The 18,460-nt window shown below is 65.9% G+C and carries 14 protein-coding genes; 9 read left to right on the top strand and 5 right to left on the bottom strand.

Going from position 1 to position 18,460, the window contains the following annotated elements; all coding sequences use genetic code 11:
* The first annotated feature begins 10 nt into the window (after nt 1-10).
* From LDO26_RS00725 to LDO26_RS00700, 6 genes are read left to right on the top strand one after another with little or no spacing between them, the layout of a single operon-like run.
* The gene (locus LDO26_RS00725) at nt 11-775 is read left to right on the top strand and encodes a TraK domain-containing protein (RefSeq protein ID WP_232129151.1); all 765 of its coding nucleotides are present in this window, start codon (nt 11-13) and stop codon (nt 773-775) included.
* Entirely contained in the window at nt 772-2,079 is a 1,308-nt protein-coding gene (locus LDO26_RS00720; RefSeq protein WP_232129150.1) for a TraB/VirB10 family protein, read from the top strand. Before LDO26_RS00725 ends, LDO26_RS00720 begins: the two co-directional genes overlap by 4 nt.
* Complete coding sequence (locus LDO26_RS00715) at nt 2,066-2,842, top strand: DsbC family protein (protein ID WP_232129149.1); 777 nt, start codon at nt 2,066-2,068, stop codon at nt 2,840-2,842. The genes LDO26_RS00720 and LDO26_RS00715 overlap by 14 nt, the downstream gene beginning before the upstream one ends.
* Nucleotides 2,839-3,387 carry a TraV family lipoprotein gene (locus LDO26_RS00710; protein WP_232129148.1) on the top strand — a complete coding sequence of 183 codons (549 nt, stop codon included), beginning with the start codon at nt 2,839-2,841 and terminating at the stop codon, nt 3,385-3,387. Before LDO26_RS00715 ends, LDO26_RS00710 begins: the two co-directional genes overlap by 4 nt.
* A complete protein-coding gene (traC, locus tag LDO26_RS00705; protein WP_232129147.1) occupies nt 3,384-5,930 on the top strand; it encodes a type IV secretion system protein TraC in 2,547 nt (848 codons plus the stop codon). The genes LDO26_RS00710 and traC overlap by 4 nt, the downstream gene beginning before the upstream one ends.
* Nucleotides 5,927-6,313, top strand: coding sequence for a hypothetical protein (locus LDO26_RS00700; protein ID WP_232129146.1), 387 nt, complete (start codon nt 5,927-5,929; stop codon nt 6,311-6,313). Before traC ends, LDO26_RS00700 begins: the two co-directional genes overlap by 4 nt.
* Before the next feature lie 217 nt (nt 6,314-6,530).
* Here the strand turns inward: LDO26_RS00700 and LDO26_RS00695 are convergent, their stop codons facing one another.
* The gene (locus tag LDO26_RS00695) at nt 6,531-7,520 is read right to left on the bottom strand and encodes a DUF6624 domain-containing protein (RefSeq protein ID WP_232129145.1); all 990 of its coding nucleotides are present in this window, start codon (nt 7,518-7,520) and stop codon (nt 6,531-6,533) included.
* Nucleotides 7,521-8,890: 1,370 nt separating this feature from the next.
* On the opposite strand from LDO26_RS00695, the gene LDO26_RS00690 reads away from it, so the two are divergent.
* The gene (locus LDO26_RS00690; protein ID WP_232129144.1) at nt 8,891-9,040 is read left to right on the top strand and encodes a hypothetical protein; all 150 of its coding nucleotides are present in this window, start codon (nt 8,891-8,893) and stop codon (nt 9,038-9,040) included.
* A gap of 122 nt (nt 9,041-9,162) precedes the next feature.
* Entirely contained in the window at nt 9,163-10,854 is a 1,692-nt protein-coding gene (locus tag LDO26_RS00685) for an asparagine synthase-related protein (protein ID WP_232129143.1), read from the top strand.
* A 31-nt stretch (nt 10,855-10,885) separates the two neighbouring features.
* Here LDO26_RS00685 and LDO26_RS00680 read toward each other — a convergent pair whose 3' ends face one another.
* Nucleotides 10,886-12,958 carry an Atxe2 family lasso peptide isopeptidase gene (locus tag LDO26_RS00680; protein ID WP_232129142.1) on the bottom strand — a complete coding sequence of 691 codons (2,073 nt, stop codon included), beginning with the start codon at nt 12,956-12,958 and terminating at the stop codon, nt 10,886-10,888.
* A gap of 101 nt (nt 12,959-13,059) precedes the next feature.
* Entirely contained in the window at nt 13,060-15,732 is a 2,673-nt protein-coding gene (locus tag LDO26_RS00675) for a TonB-dependent receptor (protein ID WP_232129141.1), read from the bottom strand.
* Nucleotides 15,733-15,997: 265 nt separating this feature from the next.
* On the opposite strand from LDO26_RS00675, the gene LDO26_RS00670 reads away from it, so the two are divergent.
* The gene (locus tag LDO26_RS00670) at nt 15,998-16,234 is read left to right on the top strand and encodes a hypothetical protein (RefSeq protein WP_232129140.1); all 237 of its coding nucleotides are present in this window, start codon (nt 15,998-16,000) and stop codon (nt 16,232-16,234) included.
* A gap of 48 nt (nt 16,235-16,282) precedes the next feature.
* Here LDO26_RS00670 and LDO26_RS00665 read toward each other — a convergent pair whose 3' ends face one another.
* Both LDO26_RS00665 and LDO26_RS00660 read right to left on the bottom strand, forming a co-directional pair.
* Nucleotides 16,283-17,938 (bottom strand): M56 family metallopeptidase, encoded by a 1,656-nt coding sequence (locus tag LDO26_RS00665; protein ID WP_232129139.1) that lies wholly within the window; start codon nt 17,936-17,938, stop codon nt 16,283-16,285.
* 1 nt (nt 17,939) lies between these two features.
* Nucleotides 17,940-18,323 (bottom strand): BlaI/MecI/CopY family transcriptional regulator, encoded by a 384-nt coding sequence (locus LDO26_RS00660; protein WP_232129138.1) that lies wholly within the window; start codon nt 18,321-18,323, stop codon nt 17,940-17,942.
* Nucleotides 18,324-18,460 lie beyond the last annotated feature (137 nt).

The raw sequence follows: 18,460 nt of genomic DNA, 5'->3' as shown, positions 1-18,460 counted from the left end.
CCGGCGCCGGATGCTCGCAGGCGGCCTACTGGTCCTGCTCGCGCCGCTGGCCGCCCACGCCGAACAGATCGTGGAGGTGCGCGACGGCGCCGCTGTCGAAGCCCTGGTCTCGCTGCGCGAACCCACGCGCGTACGTATCGAGGGCGCCGCGATCCGCGAAGTGTTCGGCAACCTGCAGTCCGGCAACTGCGGCGCCACGCCTGCCGTCGGCGCCGGGCCCGGGACCAACGCCGCGCCCGCCGAAATTCTGGTCGAGTGCGACCTCGACAAGGGCGAGATCTACCTGCGTCCCGTCGGCGTCCCGGACAAGCCCATCAACCTGTTCGTGTCCTCGCCGCACGCGACCTACACCCTGCTGCTGCGCCCGGTCGATCGCCCCGCCGACACGCTGGTCCTGCGCGACCGCACGCTGCCGGCCACCGAGCCCGCGGCCGCGGTCCTCGGCGCCGCCGCCAACCCGATCCGCCGGCTCAAGGGCCTGCTGGTCGCCATGGCCTCCGGCCAGGCGCCACCGGACATCCGTACCGAAGCCGTCGACCGCGACGTCCCGCTGTGGGCGCAAGTGCGCTTCACCTTCCAGCGTCGCTTCGAGGGCCGCGGCCTTATCGGCGAGCACTACGTCCTGCACAACCTCGGCAGCGACGTCATGGTACTGGCCGAGCAGGAGTTCCACCGCGAAGGCGGCAACGTCGCCGGCGTCGCGATCGAACACCACAACCTGCGTCCCGGCGACCGGACCAACGTGTACGTGCTGCGGTTCGGGGCACGACCATGAACCGCCCTGACAACCCCACCGTGCAGCAGTTGCGCAGCCTGCTCGATCGGCTGTCGCCGCAGCAGCGCCAGTACCTGCTGCTGGCGGCCCTGCTGGTCGTCGGCATCGGCGCGCTGTGGCTGGTGTTCTCTCTGGCCGACGACGGCGACCAACCGCCGCGGGACGTCGCAGCGGCCGCCGGCACCGACACGGTGACCAGCATCGGCGTGATGCCGCCCGGCGCCCAGCTCGATCCCGTCGACGAATGGGTCGGCACCGCCGGCCGCAAACTGGCCGACTACGAACAGGAACGCGATCGCCAGAACCGCCTCAACCAGGATCGGCAGGCGTTCGAGTCCCGCACGTTGGAGCGGTTCGCCGAGCTGGAACGCCGCCTGACCGCAGCGCCCGCCGCCACGCCGCCGCCGGAGCCAGCCGCCGAAACCGCGATGCCGCCACCCGCGGCCCTCCCGCCTCCGCCGCCACCGCCGCGGGACGGCGGCGCCATGCCGGCCGGCGTACCGCTCGAGCCCCCGGCGCCGCTCAGCCCGCAACTGCAGCGCATCACCCTCTCCCGTCCCCCAGCGACCGGCGTCCCGCCCACGCAAGCCGACGAGCGCACGGTTGCCACCTTCCTCCCGGTCAGCTTCACCCGCGGCACCCTGCTCGGCGGGCTGGACGCCCCGACCGGCGGGCAATCGCAGTCCAACCCGCATCCGGTGCTGATCCGCCTCGCCGACGACAGCGTGCTGCCCAACGGCTTCCGCGGGAACTATGCCGAGTGCTTCGTGATCGCCGCCGCCTACGGCGACATCAGCTCCGAACGCGCCTACGCGCGCACGGAAAACCTCTCGTGCGTGCGCGGCGACGGCGCCACGCTGGAAGTCAGGATCGAGGGCGCGCTGTTCGGCGAGGACGGCAAGGTCGGCATGCGCGGCAGGCTGGTGACCAAGCAAGGCCAGATGCTCGCCAACGCCCTGTTGGCCGGCATCGTCGGCGGCATCGGCCAGGGACTGGCGACCGCCTCCGCCGACTACAGCACCTCGGCACTTGGCACCGTCGCCAACCTCTCCGGCGCCGACGCCTACCGCGCCGGACTCGGCACCGGCGTCGGCCGCGCCCTGGATCGGCTCGCCCAGTACTACATCCGCCTGGCCGAGAACACCTTCCCGGTCATCGAGGTCGACGCCGGGCGCGAGATCGATGTCGTGATCACCAAGGGCGTCCGCATCGACGTGCCCATCGACACTTCCGCGGACGCACCTAGGCGCGCCGCGCTGACGCCTGCACAACGCTATCTGGAGCACGACGATGGACACTACTGACAAAGGCACCCGGCTTGTCGGGTTCGCCGCGCTGGTCGCCCTGTTCCTTCCGCTCTGCGCGGTTTCGATGCCGGCACGCGCCGGCGACACCGACCCCGACGCGGAACACCTGCTGCACGCGCTGCGGCAGGCGCACCCCGCCACCCGCTTCACAGAGGTGCGGCGTTCCCCGATCGACGGGTTGTACGAAGTCTGGATGGAGGCCAACGTCGCCTACGTCTCGGCCGCCGCGCCGCGCTACTTCCTCTTCGGCCGCGTCTTCGACAGCCATACCCTGCAGGACCTGACGGGCCCGCAGCGCGTCGCGGCCGCGCCAGCGCAGCCCGAGCGGGCCGCCATCGACTTCACCGGGCTGCCGCTCGAGGACGCGCTGACCGAGGTGCGCGGCGATGGCCGCCGCCACTTGGCGGTCTTCAGCGATCCGGCCTGTCCGCACTGCCGGAACCTCGAGCCGGAACTGGAAGCGCTCGAGGACGTCACCATCCACACCTTTCCGGTCCCGTTCCTGGGCGATGCATTGCCGCGCGACCTCTGGTGCGCGCCCGACCGCCTGCGCGCATGGCGCCAGTGGATGCTCCAACGGCAAGCCCCGCCCCCTGCGGCCGACTGCAGCGATCCACTCGACCGCAACCTCGCGCTCGCGCGACGGCTCGGCATCGACGGCACGCCCACGCTGATCTGGCGCGACGGCAGCCGCATGTCCGGCTACCTCGACCGCGCCGCGATCCGCGCGCAGCTGGACCGACTGGAGGCGACGCCGTGATTGCCGTATCCCCGCGGCTTCGCCGCGCACTGCCGATCCTGCTCGTGGTCGCGCCGCTCGCCGGCTGCGGCAGCATGAGCGGGCTCAGCGGCGCGTCCGAATACGCCTGCCAAGCGCCCGAAGGCGTGGCCTGCGATTCGGTGTCCGGCACCTACGCCAACGCCGTCCACCACAACCTGCCCAGCCAGCGCGGCGCGCGGCGCGGGTCCGAGCGCACCGCCGCCCCCGCCCCTGCGGCCAGCGCCGGCATCGCCACCACCGCGGTCACGCCGCTGGCCACGCAGTTGCGCTCGGCGCCGCGCATCCTGCGCCTGTGGTACGCGCCCTGGGAGGACGCGGATCACGACCTCTACGACCAGGGCTACGTCTACGTCCAGATCGACACCGGGCAATGGCTGGTCGAGCACGCGCAGCGCGCCATCGGCGACCAGTACGCGCCGGTGCGTCCGCCGCCGGTGACCACCGCGCCCGATGCGCCGCAGCCCCCCGCGCGATCGCAGCCGCCCTATCCACCGATCAATCTGCCCGCGGAGGAACCGCGATGAACGGCCTCGGCCATCGACTCGCCTCTCCGTTCTCGCTGCTCGTCCCCGACCGCACGCCGGAGACGCCGGCCGAGCAGTTCGCGAGCTGGTTGCCGTACTCGGCGTGGCTGCCGGCCGAACAGCTGTTCGTCAACCGCGAAGGCCTGGGCTTCGCGATCGAGATCATGCCGCAGTCCGGCGCGGACGAACGCATGGCCGAGGTGCTGCTGTCGCTCTATGCCACCTGCCCGCCAAACACCGGCATCCAGTTCCACCTGTTCGCATCGCCGCACCTTGGCCCGACCCTCCGGCGCTACGCCAACCTGCGCGTGGAAGATCCCGACCAGGCCGAGAAGGCCAAGCACTGGGGCCGCCCGGCCCGCAACGAAAACCTGTTCCGGCGCCTGGCACGCCAGCGAGTCGGCCACCTGCTGCGCGGCACGCAGCACTCGCTGACCGGCGGCTTCCACTACACCATCCGCGATTTCCGGCTGCTGATGAGCGTGGCCTACCCCGGCCACCCGGACAACGTCAGCCAGCGCGAGGCCGCGCTGTCCCTGCGCGACTCGATGCGCTCGACGCTGCGCTCGGCCTCGCTGCCCAACCGAATCTGCACGGCCGCCGACCTCATCAACTGGTGCGCACTGTTCACCAACAGCGATCGCATGCTCCGGATGGACGTGCCCGACCTCCACTACGACGAAGGCCGCGAACTGCGCGACCAGATCATCGACTTCGACACCATCCAGGACGCCAACCCGCAAGGCCTGATCCTGCGCAAGGAAGGCCAGCCTGAAGTGCTGGAAGCGCGCTTCTTCTCGATCAAGAGCTTCCCGGAACGCTGCGCCCTGTGGCAGATGGGCTCGCTCATCGGCGACCTGATGCAGCCGGCGCTGCAGTACACCTCGCCGTTCCTGCTCACCCTCGGCGTGCAGGTCCAGGACCCCAACGCGACACGCTCGCTGGTGACCGCCAACCACGTCCGCGCCACCCAGAACGCCGGCAGCAAGATGGCCTCGGTCATGCCGGACGTGAACAAGAAACTCGAGGACTGGAGCGCGGCCGCCCGTTCCCTCGATGCAGGCGGCGCCCTGGTCAGCCTGTACCACCAGCTCGCGCTGTTCGCCCCGCCCGAGCGCATCGCCGGCGCCCAGGAATCCGCCCAGGCGATCTGGCGCGGACGCGGGTTCCAGATCAACGGCGACATCTACCTGCACCGGCAGGCGCTTCTGGCCAGCCTGCCGATGACGCTGACCCCGCGCTTCCACAAGGACCTGACCAAGATGCGCCGGGTTACGCGGAAGACGGTCTCGAACGCCGTCCACCTGGCGCCGCTGATCGGCGAATGGCGCGGCACGCGAACGCCGGCGCTGGTGTTCGGCGGCCGCCGCGGCCAGCTGATGACGCTGGACCTGTTCGACAACGACCTGGGCAACTACAACGCCGCGATCATCGGCGCCCCCGGCTCAGGCAAGTCCGTGCTGATGAACGAGCTGGCGTGGTCGTACCGCGCCATCGGCGCCAAGGTCTGGATGCTCGATCTCGGGCGCTCGTTCGAGCGGCTCTGCCGCAAGGCCGATGGCGCCTACCTGGAGTTCCGGCCCGAGGTCCACCTCAACCTCAACCCCTTCACCCACATCGTCGACATCAACGAGGACATCGACATGCTGGTGCCGGCCATCTCCAAGATGGCCTCGATGCAGCACACCCTGGAGGAGGTGCAGTACAAAGCGATCTCCGCCACCGTACTGGCGCTGTTCCGCGCACACGGCAACGACCTGACGATCACCGCGCTGCGCGACTCGTTCAAGGTCGGCACGATCGAGGAACTGGGCCTGGTCAACGATCAGCGCATCAAGGACCTCGCCGTCATGCTCAACCCGTACTCGCGCGGCGGCCAGTACGAACGCTTCTTCGAGGGTGCCAACAGCGTCGACTTCGGCAACGACTTCATCGTCATCGAGAGCGAGGAGTTGAAGCGTCGCCCCGACCTGCACGCGGTCGTCAGCATCCTGCTGCTGCACCAGATCACCGGCGAGATGTACCTGACCCGCAACCGCCGCAAGCTACTGTTCATCGACGAACTCAAGCAGCAACTCGGCGACGTCGGCGCAGACGATCCGGTCAAGGCCGCAGTGGTCGAGGAAGCGGCGCGCCGCGCCCGCAAGTATGGCGGCGCGCTGATCACCGCCACCCAGAGCGCCGACGACTACTACGGCTCGGCGCAGATGGAGGCCGCGCTGGCCTGCTCTGACTGGATGTTCCTGCTGCGCCAGAAGTCCGAATCGCTGGAAATGCTGGACCGCAAGGGGCGGCTGACGATGGACGAGCCCAAGAAGCGCCTGCTGCAGTCGCTGCGCACCGAAGCCGGCGCCTACGCCGAGGTCTACGTGTCCTCGCCGATGGGCGAAGGCGTCGCCCGCAATATTCTCGACCCGGCCACGCACCTGCTGTTCTCCAACAAGCTCGAGGACAACGCGCCGCTCGACGCGCTGCGCGCCCAGGGCCTGTCGATCGACGAGTCCATCCAACACTTGCTGCAGCAGCGGGGACTGGAAGCATGACGCGCGCGATACGTCCCCTGCTGACGCAGGCCGCGCTCACCCTCGTCCTGATTGTCCTCGCCCTGTTCGGCTACGACCGGCTGATCGCGCAGCCGGCACCGCAGATCGGGGTGATCGACCTCAATGCCGTCTATCGGGAAAAGGAAGCCGAATTTACCCGAAGGGTCACCCAGTCCAGTACCGAGGCGGAACGCGCGCAGGCGATGGACTCGGCCCGCGCCTTCGCGCAGCATCTGCCGCGGGCGCTGGAAGCCCTGTCCGAGGAATGCGAATGCCTCGTCCTGCTCAGCACCGCGTTGGTCACGCCGACGGCACGCGCCACCGACCTCACACCGCACCTGCGCAAGAAGCTCGATTCTGCCCATGGCCAGAGTCGCTACTAATCCGGACCTTGGCCCGTAGGAGAGGTCTTGGCCGCGATGCCCTATGATTCAGTGACATCGCGCCCGAGGGTGCTCGCACATGGCGGCGCGGCAAGCCTAAACGGCCAAGCCTTCTCCGTGGAATGCGAATGCCTCGTCCTGCTCAGCAGCACCGTGGTGACGCCCTCGTCCCAGGCCATCGACCTGACTCCGGAGCTGGGTAAAAAGCTCGACCCGGCTACTGAGCAACCGAACAGTCGGGGAAGCGCGCAAGATACGCTTCCATCGACCGCAATCCGACCTTTGCGCGCAACTCGTCGATCGGTGCCGTTTCGTCCAGCGGCTGGGGCTGCCGCTCGCCGTCAACGCATCTGACTTGGGTGCCATATCGCTGTTTGCCGGTCAGCTTCAGCATGATTCGATCGTACAGATACCCATACTGCTGAGGGCGGGGATCTTGTCCGGCAAAGCGCGCTTCCATGGCAAGGAGCGCCTCGTGCTGCAGATCAGGACGCTGGTCCCCGTGCTGCACCAGTGCCCATAAATGCTCTTGGGAGTCTTCGCTTACATCAGGAGGCGCTGGCCAACCGCCACGTTGTCTGATTAGATCAGAAGCGTACGCGATGTTCCGCGCGTCATCGCGCAACCCGTCCATCTCCAATGCGAACGCATACAGTTCGTACGCCTGCTCCTGCGGAGTACCCTCCATTCCGCCAGGAAGCTCCGCGGTGATGTTGCGCATCAGCTGATCGTTAGTAAATCTGCGCAGAAGCTCCTTGGCCAACGCGGCCGATGCAGTTGCATCGTCGCGCGGCGCGTGGATATCGGACACGACTTCTACCGCTTGCCGAACGCTTTGCACGTACGGTTGCGCAGCAGAGGCCGCGGCCTTGAACTCGGTCCACGATTCAAATCTACTGGCGACATCGTCGGCGGCGCGAATCAGGAAACAGCGCTCGTCGCTGTAGCAATGCTCGGGCAACGCAGAAGCATCCACACCCTTAGCTTCGAATGACTCTCGAAGCGTGTTCGTCTGTGCCTGAGCAACTTCCGCGGTCCAGTCCAGAAGTGCCTGCCATTTCGTACGCTCGGTAGCGTTCGCGGAAAAGCGGGGGGCGATCCAATCCAGCGAGGACAGGTCGACGGGCTCGTTGACGGGTACTGAGTCCAACAACTCTGGAGGCGCTGCCCATGCCGGCACCAAGGTGCCGGCTATGAGCAACGCCACACCAACGTCTCCCAACAGTCGACGCCGTATCATTATCAAATCGCAACCGGTCACAAACGCAGACGCATCAGGCTTCCGCGTCATCCATCACTCGGTTCTGGGCCGCGATCCTGATCCGTGTCCACGACGTTGTGCCGCCTGCGACTGCGTTGATTTCCGCGTCATTGAGTTCACGTGCCAACTGGCGACTCAGAAGCCTGAAGCCGTGGGCCTTCTCATCAGAATGAGGGGTCTTGCCAGACGTTGACTGTTCCATAGGTCAGATCTCCGGTAAGGGGCAACAACTGCAGTACCACCGCAGTACCGCAGTGCAGACGATTAGCATATTCGAGGTTTAACTTGCCGCCCAGTTCTCGCTGTCCCACGTCTGCTGGCTGTTGGCTGCTGGCGTTTTCGCTGGCCGGCTGGCTGGGCGGCCGTTGGGGGCTCGGATCGGAGCGGAACGCGCTTGGGCTTCTGCCAGGATCGGGGCTGCTGATCGCCGACCGGCGCTGCGGACATCATTGAACGCAGCCACCCGGGCTTCCCGCGGATCATCCGCACCTGCTGGAACATGCCCGAGAGGGGCGACATCAGCACCGCTATTGCATCGACGCCCTGTACCGTCGGTGGCCCGGCTAGCGCCGACAGGCGGCGCGCCAAGCGGCTTCAGCCCCAATACCACCCAGGCGCCACCTTCTTCGGCACCTGCCGCAGCGTGCGTTCGCCCCGGTGCTGAGCCGGTTCCGCGTCGAACGCCGCGCGGGCCGCCGGCCTCCTCGTCGAATGGCCTGGGTGTTTCGTCACCGGGGCGCTGCAGCGGGGTCATGCTCGAGTCCATCCGTCGGCACGGCGACGAGGCGCGACGCTCTTGGGCGGGCACCTCCGAGACCGAAGCAATGCGGCGTTGTCAGCATTCATCGACCACAGCCACGACGCAAGCGCGTCGCTCTTCAAGAAGGATCGTCGTCGGTTTGCATCTGTTCGCCAAGGCGTCCTCCGCGGGGTCTGCGCCAAGCGGCCGCCGCGACGCGGCGCCTCCCCTACCCTTGATGACGGAGACCGCGCATCCCCTACGATCCCGACGATCGCATGCGAACGCGCGTGCGCTCCGTATTCATCCGTGCACAACCGCAGCAAACGGAGCACGCACACGCTGTTCAGCGCAACAAAACAGCGCGGCGGCGCCATTTCTTGCGCAAATCACTGCGGCGATCAATGCGCGATTTCGATAGGAAAAATTCATTTGCTAAATATGCGCAAGGTCGCAGTTGCTGACGGCGGCTGGGGCTAGCCTGAGGACGTCATGGGGATATGGCGGCCAAGCATCTCGTAGCGCCGCCGAGGCCGTCATTTCCGATCATGACGCCCACCGCGAATGGAGAACGACCATGAGCAAGACGACCGAAAACACACCGCGAAACGAAGCGCCCGACGACATCATCGTCCTCGGCGTGGCCACCGTCGACACCCTGGGGCCCTTCCCTGTGGGAATCGAGTCAATGGGCACACGCGCTTTGCCGGGAATCGCCGAAGAGTGAACCAGAGGGCGCACCGAGAGGTGCGCCCTTCACTCCTCACTGACCGCCAACGCGCGTATGGAAGGCCGATGGGCAGTCGTTACATTATTCTTGTAGAAGGAGACAGTCAGCGCGGATCAAGGATGGCGCCTGAAGAGGAAGTGGCTGCTCTTACGGAGCAGGCGATACTTCTGCGGTTCTCCAATTTACAGATCAGCGTCTTTACCGCCGAGACGACTCTCGTCCTCAAGATTCCCGGCGGCGGCCTCCTCGTCGGACACCTGTTTACCCGGAATGGCAAGCGCTTCAGCGACGGCGCCTTCCTGCCAGCGTTCGGATGCCACGCCGAATGTCTGAAGCACCTGTTCGATCAGTGTTGGGGCGAGTACCTGCTCATCTGGCCGAACGCTGGTGAGGAGTGCGGCTTCAGCGTCACACGCGATCCATCGGGTGCGGTTCCCTGCGTGTACTCACTCGACGATGGGCGTGGCTTCGTCACGTCTGACATTTCGCTCGCTACAGCGCTGGGCCGATACCGCCGCCGTGTCGACTGGGACGCCGTTGCATTGGAGTTAAACTATTCTCACTGGACGAGCCAACACACTGCTTTGCTCGGCGTAAAGGAGCTTCTGCCTGGCTGCTCGCTACATATCCGAAGGTCTGGGTCCACGACGGGGCTGGACTGGTCTCCATGGACGTGCGTGGCAAGAGGCAACAGACATACAGAACCAGAAGCGGCCGCCGCCGAGGTCCGCAGCACGGTTCAATCTGTTGTCGGCGCCTGGGCGGACGTGGATCGATCGATCTTGTTGGAACTGTCGGGAGGTCTGGACTCCTCGATCATCGCAGCCTGCCTGAGTGACACGGCGGCGGACGTCGAGTGTTGCACACTGGTCAGCCCGCAACCCGATGCGGACGAACGGCATTATGCGAGCCTGGCGGCCAACAGGCTGGGTGTGGAGTTACGAACTAAAACACTGGATGTCGGTTTAGCAAGCTTCGACTTCCCTCCACCACCGTATCTGGTCAGGCCGCGCATCAATGCGCTTCAGTACGCGATCAACGAAGCCACGGAACAGGTTTGCGACGAACACGGTATGGCCTCCTACTACTCGGGCGGAGGTGGCGACACGGTTTTCGGATTGCTGGGCAACGCTTCGCCCGCCGCCGACGCATTCAGAGAAAGAGGGTTGCGGCATGGAATGGCCGCCATCCGAGACCTTTCAGAGCTGCACGGATGTACTGTCTGGAAAGCGGGACGGCTGACACTGCGGAAGCTGACGCGGCCCCCAAAGCCGCCCTGGACTTCGGATGCATCGTTTCTCGACCCAAGCGCGATTACCGCTACACCCGATCCGCACCCATGGCTGGACGGGGCCACTGATGCGCTTCCCGGTGATCGAGAGCGAATCGCCACATTGGCCGGCACGTCAGTGTTTCGAGAAGGCGCTGCTCGCGGTCAGCGGCGATACCTGCGATTGCCGCTGCTTTCCCAACCTGTGCTGGAGTCATGTCTGCGGGTCCCAAGTTGGATGGCGATTCGCGGAGGAAAAAACCGCGCCGTTGCAAGATCTGCGTTCGCCGACAAGCTACCAATGGCCATCCATGCACGCCGGAGCAAGGGCGACTTTCTCCAGTACTGCGGTGCAGTGTTCAAGCGGAGACGGTCCCACATGCTTGACTTTCTGTTGACGGGCGAACTGGAAGCGCGTGGCTTGCTGGACGGACAGTCCCTTACACGCTTTGTTGCGAGCACGCCTCGGCCACGAGACGAAACGTTCATACGAATCTTCGACCTATGTGTGATCGAGAACTGGCTGCGCCATCAAAGCTAGGCGCCGCAGCTTCCCAGCTCACGAAACGGCGCTACTGAGCCGCAGCACGCATCCGCCTCCAGTGTTCGTACTGCGCAGTCTTCCGAGGATCGTCATCTTCCACGCTTTGCAACCAGAAGCGAAACCAGTCAAGATTCCGCTCATTCGCAGCCAGCAGGTGCCTGGGCTGGTGCATCACGTGTGGTTCGTGCGGGAAGACATAAAGATCGGCCCGAGCAGCGCGGATTAGCGGAATCGCGTAGTCCAGGGCATAGATGTACTCTTGCTCAGGCATTTGCATGAGTACGGGCGCACGAAACCTGTCCAACTTGGATGTCGGCGACAATCGCTCCCATTGTTCGGGCGTTTCATCAGGAGCGCCCAGTTGCCAGTAGCTTCTCAGACCCGTGGTGAAGCTTTCGCCTTTCAGGCTGCCAAACACGTGGTAGAGCGGGCTGATCACCGGCGAAGTGACCGATACGGCGCTGAGCAGATCTGATTCAGTCGCAACCCATATCGAAACCTCGCTGCCGAAACTCAACTCGCCCATGCCGACACGCGCCGGATCGATTCGCCCGCTTGAGGCCAGAAGTTCGACGACGCTCTGTACCGCCGACAGACCTTCATCGTAGCGCGCGATCGCATCATCGCGATGCGGAAGCCCGTTGATGCACAAGGCGGAGATTCCGTATCCGGCAAAAGAAGGCAGTGGCCACTGGTCGCCTACGCCGCCACGCATAAATCCACTGCAAGCATAGTAGGTGACGAACAATGGAGGCGGGGCACCATCGGCTTCCAATGCCGGAAAGAGCCAGCCCGTGAACTCCTGCCCAAGCGTGTCGGTCCAGCGAAGCAATTGGGGTGACAGAGCCGCCATATCCGTCGCGAGGGCCTTGTTGGGTTCGAACAGCACTATGCGTTGTCCGGTCGCGATCTCGATACGCTCCAGCCGAGGGGGACCGCTCGCATCGTCTGCGATGCACGCAATTGCCTTCGTCGATACACCGCACTTCGCGTCACGGAAGCGACCACCGTTGAGCAGCCCGTCGGCATGAACGACTGTATGCACTTCACCAGTCAGCACATTCCACCGATGTATCGACTGAGCGAAGCCCCGCTGCGGATCACTGACAGTGAACAGCACTTCGTCGCTGGACGGTCGCCACTGGATTCCTCTGATCGCCCGATCGCTGCATTGCTCTGCGGTACACACCACTGGTTGGCGGGCTCGTGCATGCGGCAGCATGGATAACTGCACATGGCCCCTACCAGGCAGATCTGCATCGTCCATCTGCTTCAGCAATGCGATGCGGCCGCTGCGCGTGTCGGCTACTACTAGCGACGGCTGACCGACGGCGGCCGCAAGATCCGACGCACCCAAGGGCATTGGGGGCTGTTCAGAGGATGGTAGCGTACGCACCGTACGGGCGTGTAGATCGACCGCCTTCCAGCGATCCGGAACGTCCGCCAGTAAAGCGGCACGCTCCCATAGCTCCCCTCGGGTGAAGCGCTGTGTTTCCAACCGTCCATTGATGTTGCCGGAGCGAAACAGGCCCTGGCCGATGGGGACGCGCTCGTCTATGCGGATGCCGCTGTTGTACTCCGCCTCCTCCGCGGCGAACACTTCTTCCCTTGTCGCACCGACGCTGTACTTCAAAACTGCGCCATCGGCGCTGAGCAAGAAGTCGCGCACATCAGCTGCATCGAGTGTCAGAGGCTCAGCCCCCGACCCATCCACTGCCGCGCGCCAAACGTCGATCCTGCCACCCACCAGTGCACGGAAGTAGATCCATCGGCCATCAGGCGACCAGGCAGCGGTAGGAGCAGGCACAACTGCACCAGAAGAGCTGCGCAGCGGAATTCCGCCATCCGCCACACGGACTGGTGGCGAGGCTCCATCCATCGACTGCACGTACCAAGCGGTGTCGTATGCGTTGCGCTCTATAGCAGCCTGTTGAAGTCGAAACGCAACGCGCGTTTCATCCGGCGAAACAGCTGGCGGACTGAAGTCGGCGATCTCCACCAGTCGGCGGGGCGAGATTGGCTCTGCGTACGCCGAATGGCAGGATGCAACGAGCGCGACGCATACGATGAGCGCCGTTGAGAGAATAATTCGTGTAGGCATGGATATCTCAGATTTGCTAATGCAGGCCGGCGCATGGGGCGACCATCAGGAATCGACGGATCGACCAAGGGAAGCCACGGGCGCCCACGCGGGCATGGCAATCAAAAGTGGGCGGCAACGGACAGGCTGAGGAAACGGCCAATGGCCGAGTAGTTGGTCGAGTCGTAGGGGGCCCAATAAGAAGGGTCGCCGGCAGCATGGAGAGGCGGCCACCGATTCAGCAGGTTCTGCGCCGACAGTGCGATGTCCCAGCTCGGCCATCTGCCGGCCCTAGCTTCCGCGGCATAGCGCAGCGTGGCATCGATCGTAGTGAACGAACCCGTCTTCTCGCCTTCGGCGGTGTTGGTGACACCGCCGGTGTAGTTGGCAAAAGTGGAGGCAGTGAATCCCCCTTGCGCCCACACTGCACCGAAGCGGCTGTTGAGCCGTGCCGGGTTGTAAAGCACACCGGCCAAGTCGTAACTCGGCTGATCAACCCCGATCTGCTGCGTGCTGTTTAGCCAACTGGCGGAACCGCGAAAGGTCAGCCGCCCGGTGCGGAGGTCGAAACGATACGAACCCGTCAGATCGAGACCTTTGATCCGCTGCCGGCTGGCATTGACGTAGCGGGGATCGATGATCGCGACGACATTGGCGGGATCGTAGGGGGCTCCAGTAGCGTTCAAGAAATAGTCGGCAGCGGCAATCACCTGCGCCTGACGGTCCGCGGGCGGCGAGAACTGGATGAACTGGGCATAGGCAGGCCAAGTCAGTATCGGTACGTTGTAGTCGGTGATGGGCTGGACCACGCGGTCTGTGTAGTCGATGTCGAACCATGTCAGCTCCGCTTCCAAGCCGGGCAGCGTCTCGGGATGAAAGGCCATGGACGCCGTAGAGGTGCGTGCACGTTCGGCACCCAGATCTGGGTTACCCATTCCAAGGATCAGAACGGTGGCTTCAGCGGGATAGCCAACGCCTCCGTACCAGATCGGCGGCACGAGGAATGCCGGACTGGCCCCGTAACGCTGCCAGAGCGTTGGCGCCTTGAACGACCTGCCCCAGGAAGCCTTTATCGTGATGTCCGCGCTGGGGCCGTAGATCAGCCCTAGCTTAGGTGTGGCGACGTTGCCGAAGGTGTCGTAGTCTTCGCCGCGAACGGCAGCCGTCAAGGCGAGTCGATGGAAGCCTGCGGCCGGCGTGTCTGGCGCAACCAGCGGCAGGTGGATTTCGGCGTAGCCGAAACGGCTTCCCTCGTTCCCTTGGATGTTCGCGGTATCGGTAACGTAGTTGAACTGCATCCACTCGTTCGTCCTGCGTCCGGCACCTATGGCAACCCGTGCGTCGCCGCCCGGTAGCGCAAACAGCGGGCCTTCGGCGCTGACCTCGTAGACACGGCTCTTGTTGCAATAGCAGTCGTTGGTTACGAGGTTCACTTCCCCAGTCGCAGCCGTGATGCTCGACTCGTACTGATTGTGCTCATCCTTGCCCAAGGTCCCACTCAACGAGAGCGTCCAGCCTCTCGACAGGGCGACGTTGACCATCGGAGACATCAAGGTTGTCGACGTCTCGGGCGCGAAATCGTTGTAGTAGGCCGATATCCCCGGATACCAGCTGTAGTAGCGCTGGTCACGCTCAGTTCGCAGCATGTCCAGCCTCAGCTCGACACTCGCTCCTAACGATTGATGGGCGCTGAGCAATCCGCTGCGCAGGCGGCTGCCCGGATAGATGGTGGTCGGTTCGAACAAGTGCGCGGTGTAGTCGCGGTCGGCTGCATTAATCGGATCAATCTTCGCGTGCTTGAACGTTGCGATCACGCCACCCGTGGCCCATGTAGTCCCCGCGGTAAGATTTTGTTCGCGAGTCGTCATGCCCGCATCGGTCGCCGTGCCGTAGCGAGTGCCGACGGACACGCCCTGGAAGTCGCGCTTGAGGATCACGTTGCCCACGCCGCCCACCGCGTCGGAGCCGTAGATCGCGGAGGCGCCATCGGCGACGATCTCGATCCGATCCACAGCTTCGACCGGGATTGCGCTGATATCGACCGCCTGCACGAAGCCGCCGTAGGACATCCGTTGGCCATTGAGCAACGTCAACGTGGCGTCGGGCCCCAGACCGCGCAGATTCAGGCCCGATCCACCTGTGATGTTCTGATTGGCGATGCCGCCAGCACCCGTCGTCGCGCCTGCGGCGACACCAGGATTTTGCCCGCCACTAAAGTTCTGAGGTACGGAGCGGATAACCTCTCCCAGATCGGAGAAACCTTCCTCGCGGATGTTTTCGATCCCGATGGTGACCACCGGCGATGGCGTCTCGCCGCCCCGGATGCGCGTCCCGGTCACGGTCATCCCCTGGATGTCCGGAGCCGGCGCCTCCTGCCGCGCGGCACCCGCCGGCTGCCGCGAAGGCGCTGGCTCAGCAGTGGGCCGCTCGGGCGCCTGCTCCGCGCGCCGGATGACGACGGTGGCAGCGTTGGCCTGCTGGTACTCCAGACCGCTCCCACGCAGCAGCGCGTCCAGCGCGTCGCGCCACCCCAGCCGGCCGATCAGCGCCTGGGTCTGTTTGCCGGCGACCAGTTCCGGCTGGTAGATGATCTGGATGCCCGATTGCGTGCTGAACCTGTCCAGTGCGCCGGCCAGATCGCGCGCGGGAATGTTGTAGTCCGCAGCCACCTGCGGCGACGGAGCCTGCGCCTGCGCCGCCGCCGGCACGGGCAGGCACGCGACGATCGCCAGGGCCAGCGTGGCGTGCAGGAGGGCGTTGCCGCCCTGGCCATGCCGTATGGTTCCGCTACGCATGTCGTGTGCTCTCCCCTTTCGGCGCCGGCGGGAGTGCCGGATGCGCCCTCAAGGAAAGACTGATGACACGCGAACGCGGAACCCCAACCCCGGCCGGGGATCGGGCGATCTGCTGTGCCGGGCGGCCTCGGCCGGAACCGGGCGCGCGATGATGGGACGCTTCCACCACCTGCTGGAGGCGCAATAGCGCTCCGCGACCCGACGGCACCGGTTGACGGCCGTCCTCGGACTCCGCAAGACTGCCGGACGCTAAGGAACAGCATCCATGCAGTTCGTCCTGTACGCGTGCGGAAGCGGCGTCTACTACGTCTATCGCAAGGGCGTGACCCCGTACACTGCGATAGAACGGTACGGCTGCGCCCTAGCGATCAGCGAGGCCGCCCGGGGCGTCGGTACGACAGCGCACTGGCGCGCCGCGCTGGCGTCGATCGAGCGGCGGAGTTACGCGAGGATCGATCTCCACCAGGCCCAAGAGATGTTCGACCTCGCAACCGGCGCCTGAGGCCGTGCGCCGGCAGGCCGCCCGGAAGCGGCCCGACGCGCCGGTGCCTCAGCGCGACGCCCGCTCCGCCCGTCCGCCGGCCACTGCCTCGTCGATCAACTGCCACACCTGCGTGTCGGCCCGGGCGCTGGCCTGGCGCTGACGTTCGCCGAGCGCGCTCTGCTGCCGGCCCAGTTCGCTTTGCTGGCGCCCCAGCGCTGCCTGCTGTTCGCCCAGTGCCTTCTGGCGGGTGCGCAGTTCGCTCTGCTCGCGGCGCTCGGCGGCCGACGCGCTGGCACGATCGCCGTCGAGGGCGCGCTGCGCCGCTACGAGCGCGATACGCGCCTGCAGTTGGCCGAGCTCGCCTTGCTCGCTCCCCAATTCGCCCTGACGCCGGCCCAGCTCGCCCTGCTGGCGGCCCAGCTCGCCCTGCTCTCCACCGATGCGGGTCACGGGCTCGTACAGCGCGTCGAACCGTTGCAGCAACCCGCGATCGCGGATCACGTAGCGATCGTCGCCACGACGGACCCACAAGCCGTCACTTTGATCGCCGATGCTCCGACGGGCACTCTCGATCTCGTCGGAGGAGCCACTGATGACGGCACCGTGGCGGCCATCGCGAATGCGTACGAACGAACGGTCCGTGTTGCGCGAGGACGAGAAGGAATAGGCGTATCCGCTCTCCGAGCCGGACGCCGACGTGGAAGTGGAAGTGGAAGTTGATGTCGACGTCGACGTGTGCGTATCGGCCGCCGGCGCGGCGATCAGCCGCAGCGGCAACACGCCCGCGACGGCCACGGCGGCGACGAGCGCGATCGCGCCGGCGCGCGGAAAGGCGGAGGCATTCTGAAGCATGGTCAATCTCCTCTTGAGGCTGCGGAAGGTCGGCGAGGCGCTGGCCAAGCCGCCGTGGGGCTGCGGCGCGACGCCGAGCCGGACCAACAGCTGTCCGTAGTCGTGGCGGCTGCGGGCACTGCCGGCCACCACGGCGGCGTCGCAGGCGGCCTCGCGGGCGATGCCGTACTCACGTACTGCCAGGTGCACCAGCGGGTGGAAGAAGAACAGGTGCCGGGCCAGGGACGGGACCCAGCCCCACAACAGGTCGCCGCGCTGCAGATGCACCAGCTCGTGAGTCAGCGCCATGTCCAGCTCGTCGTCGTCCAGCAGCGTGCCGGCGGGAAGCAACAGGACCGGGTGCAGCGGACCAATGAGCTGCGGCGAGTCGACGCAACCGGACATCCGCAGTTCGGGGGCGCGGCGCAGGCCGTGCGCACGCGCGGCCAGGGTCAGCGCCCGGGTGAGCGCCGCGTCCGTGCACGGCATCGAGCGCGCCAGCAGGCGCCAACCGTTGCGCCATTCGCGCAGCGTCGCCACGCACAGGGTCAGTACGCCGGCGAGCCAGAGCGACGCCAGGATGACCGGCCACGACACTCCGGCGCCCGTGGGTGCGGGCGCCACGGACAGTCCGCCGGCCGGCGCGGCCGCCGCATGTACCAGGATAGGTTCGACGGCGGGCACCGCCGCTGCCGGCAGCCAGGCCAGTTCGATCGGCATGAACAGCCCCAGCACTGCCTGCAGCGCGACCAGCCACCACAGCCAGCACTGCGCCGCCGGCGGCAGGTCCGGCAGGCTGCGGCAGATGCCCCAAACAATGCCCGCCAAGACAGCGGTGTGCACGCTGGTCGCCAGCAGCCGTTCCAGCACGACCGTTACGATCAGGTCCATGTCAGTCCTCCCGTCCGGACTTCAGCGTGGCCACCAGCGCCTCGAGCTCGGCCAGTTCCTCGTCGGTAATCGTGCCGCGCCGCGACATCCAGGCGACGAACGGGCTCACCGAGCCCTGCAGCGTCTTCTCCACGAAGGCGCCCACCGCGCCCCGCACCACGTCGCCCTCGCCTGCAGTCGCCGAATAGCGGTAGACGCCATCGGCCTGCCGACGCCGGAGATACCCCTTGGCGCGCAGCCGTTCCATCATCGTCAGCACGGTTGAGCGCGCCAGCCCACGCGCCTCGCCGAACCCGGCGGCCACGTCGCGGACCGACGATGCGCCCTGCTGTCCGACGTACTGGAGCAAGGCCAGTTCCTGATCGCCGATGCTCTTCTTCGACATGGGCACGACCTGTTGACTACACGTGTCGTCAGGCTAGACCCTGACTACAGCTGTCGTCAACCATGACCGATGGCAGGGTAGCGCGCGACGCTGCGACGCCCGGAGCGGCGGCAGCGTGGCATCTCCACCTCCGCACG

Origin of the sequence: Proluteimonas luteida (assembly GCF_021191695.1) — a bacterium.
Classification (GTDB): Bacteria; Pseudomonadota; Gammaproteobacteria; order Xanthomonadales; family Xanthomonadaceae; genus Luteimonas; species Luteimonas luteida.
Note: the sequence above shows the minus strand (reverse complement) of the source record. Positions and strands in the feature narration are given on the sequence as shown.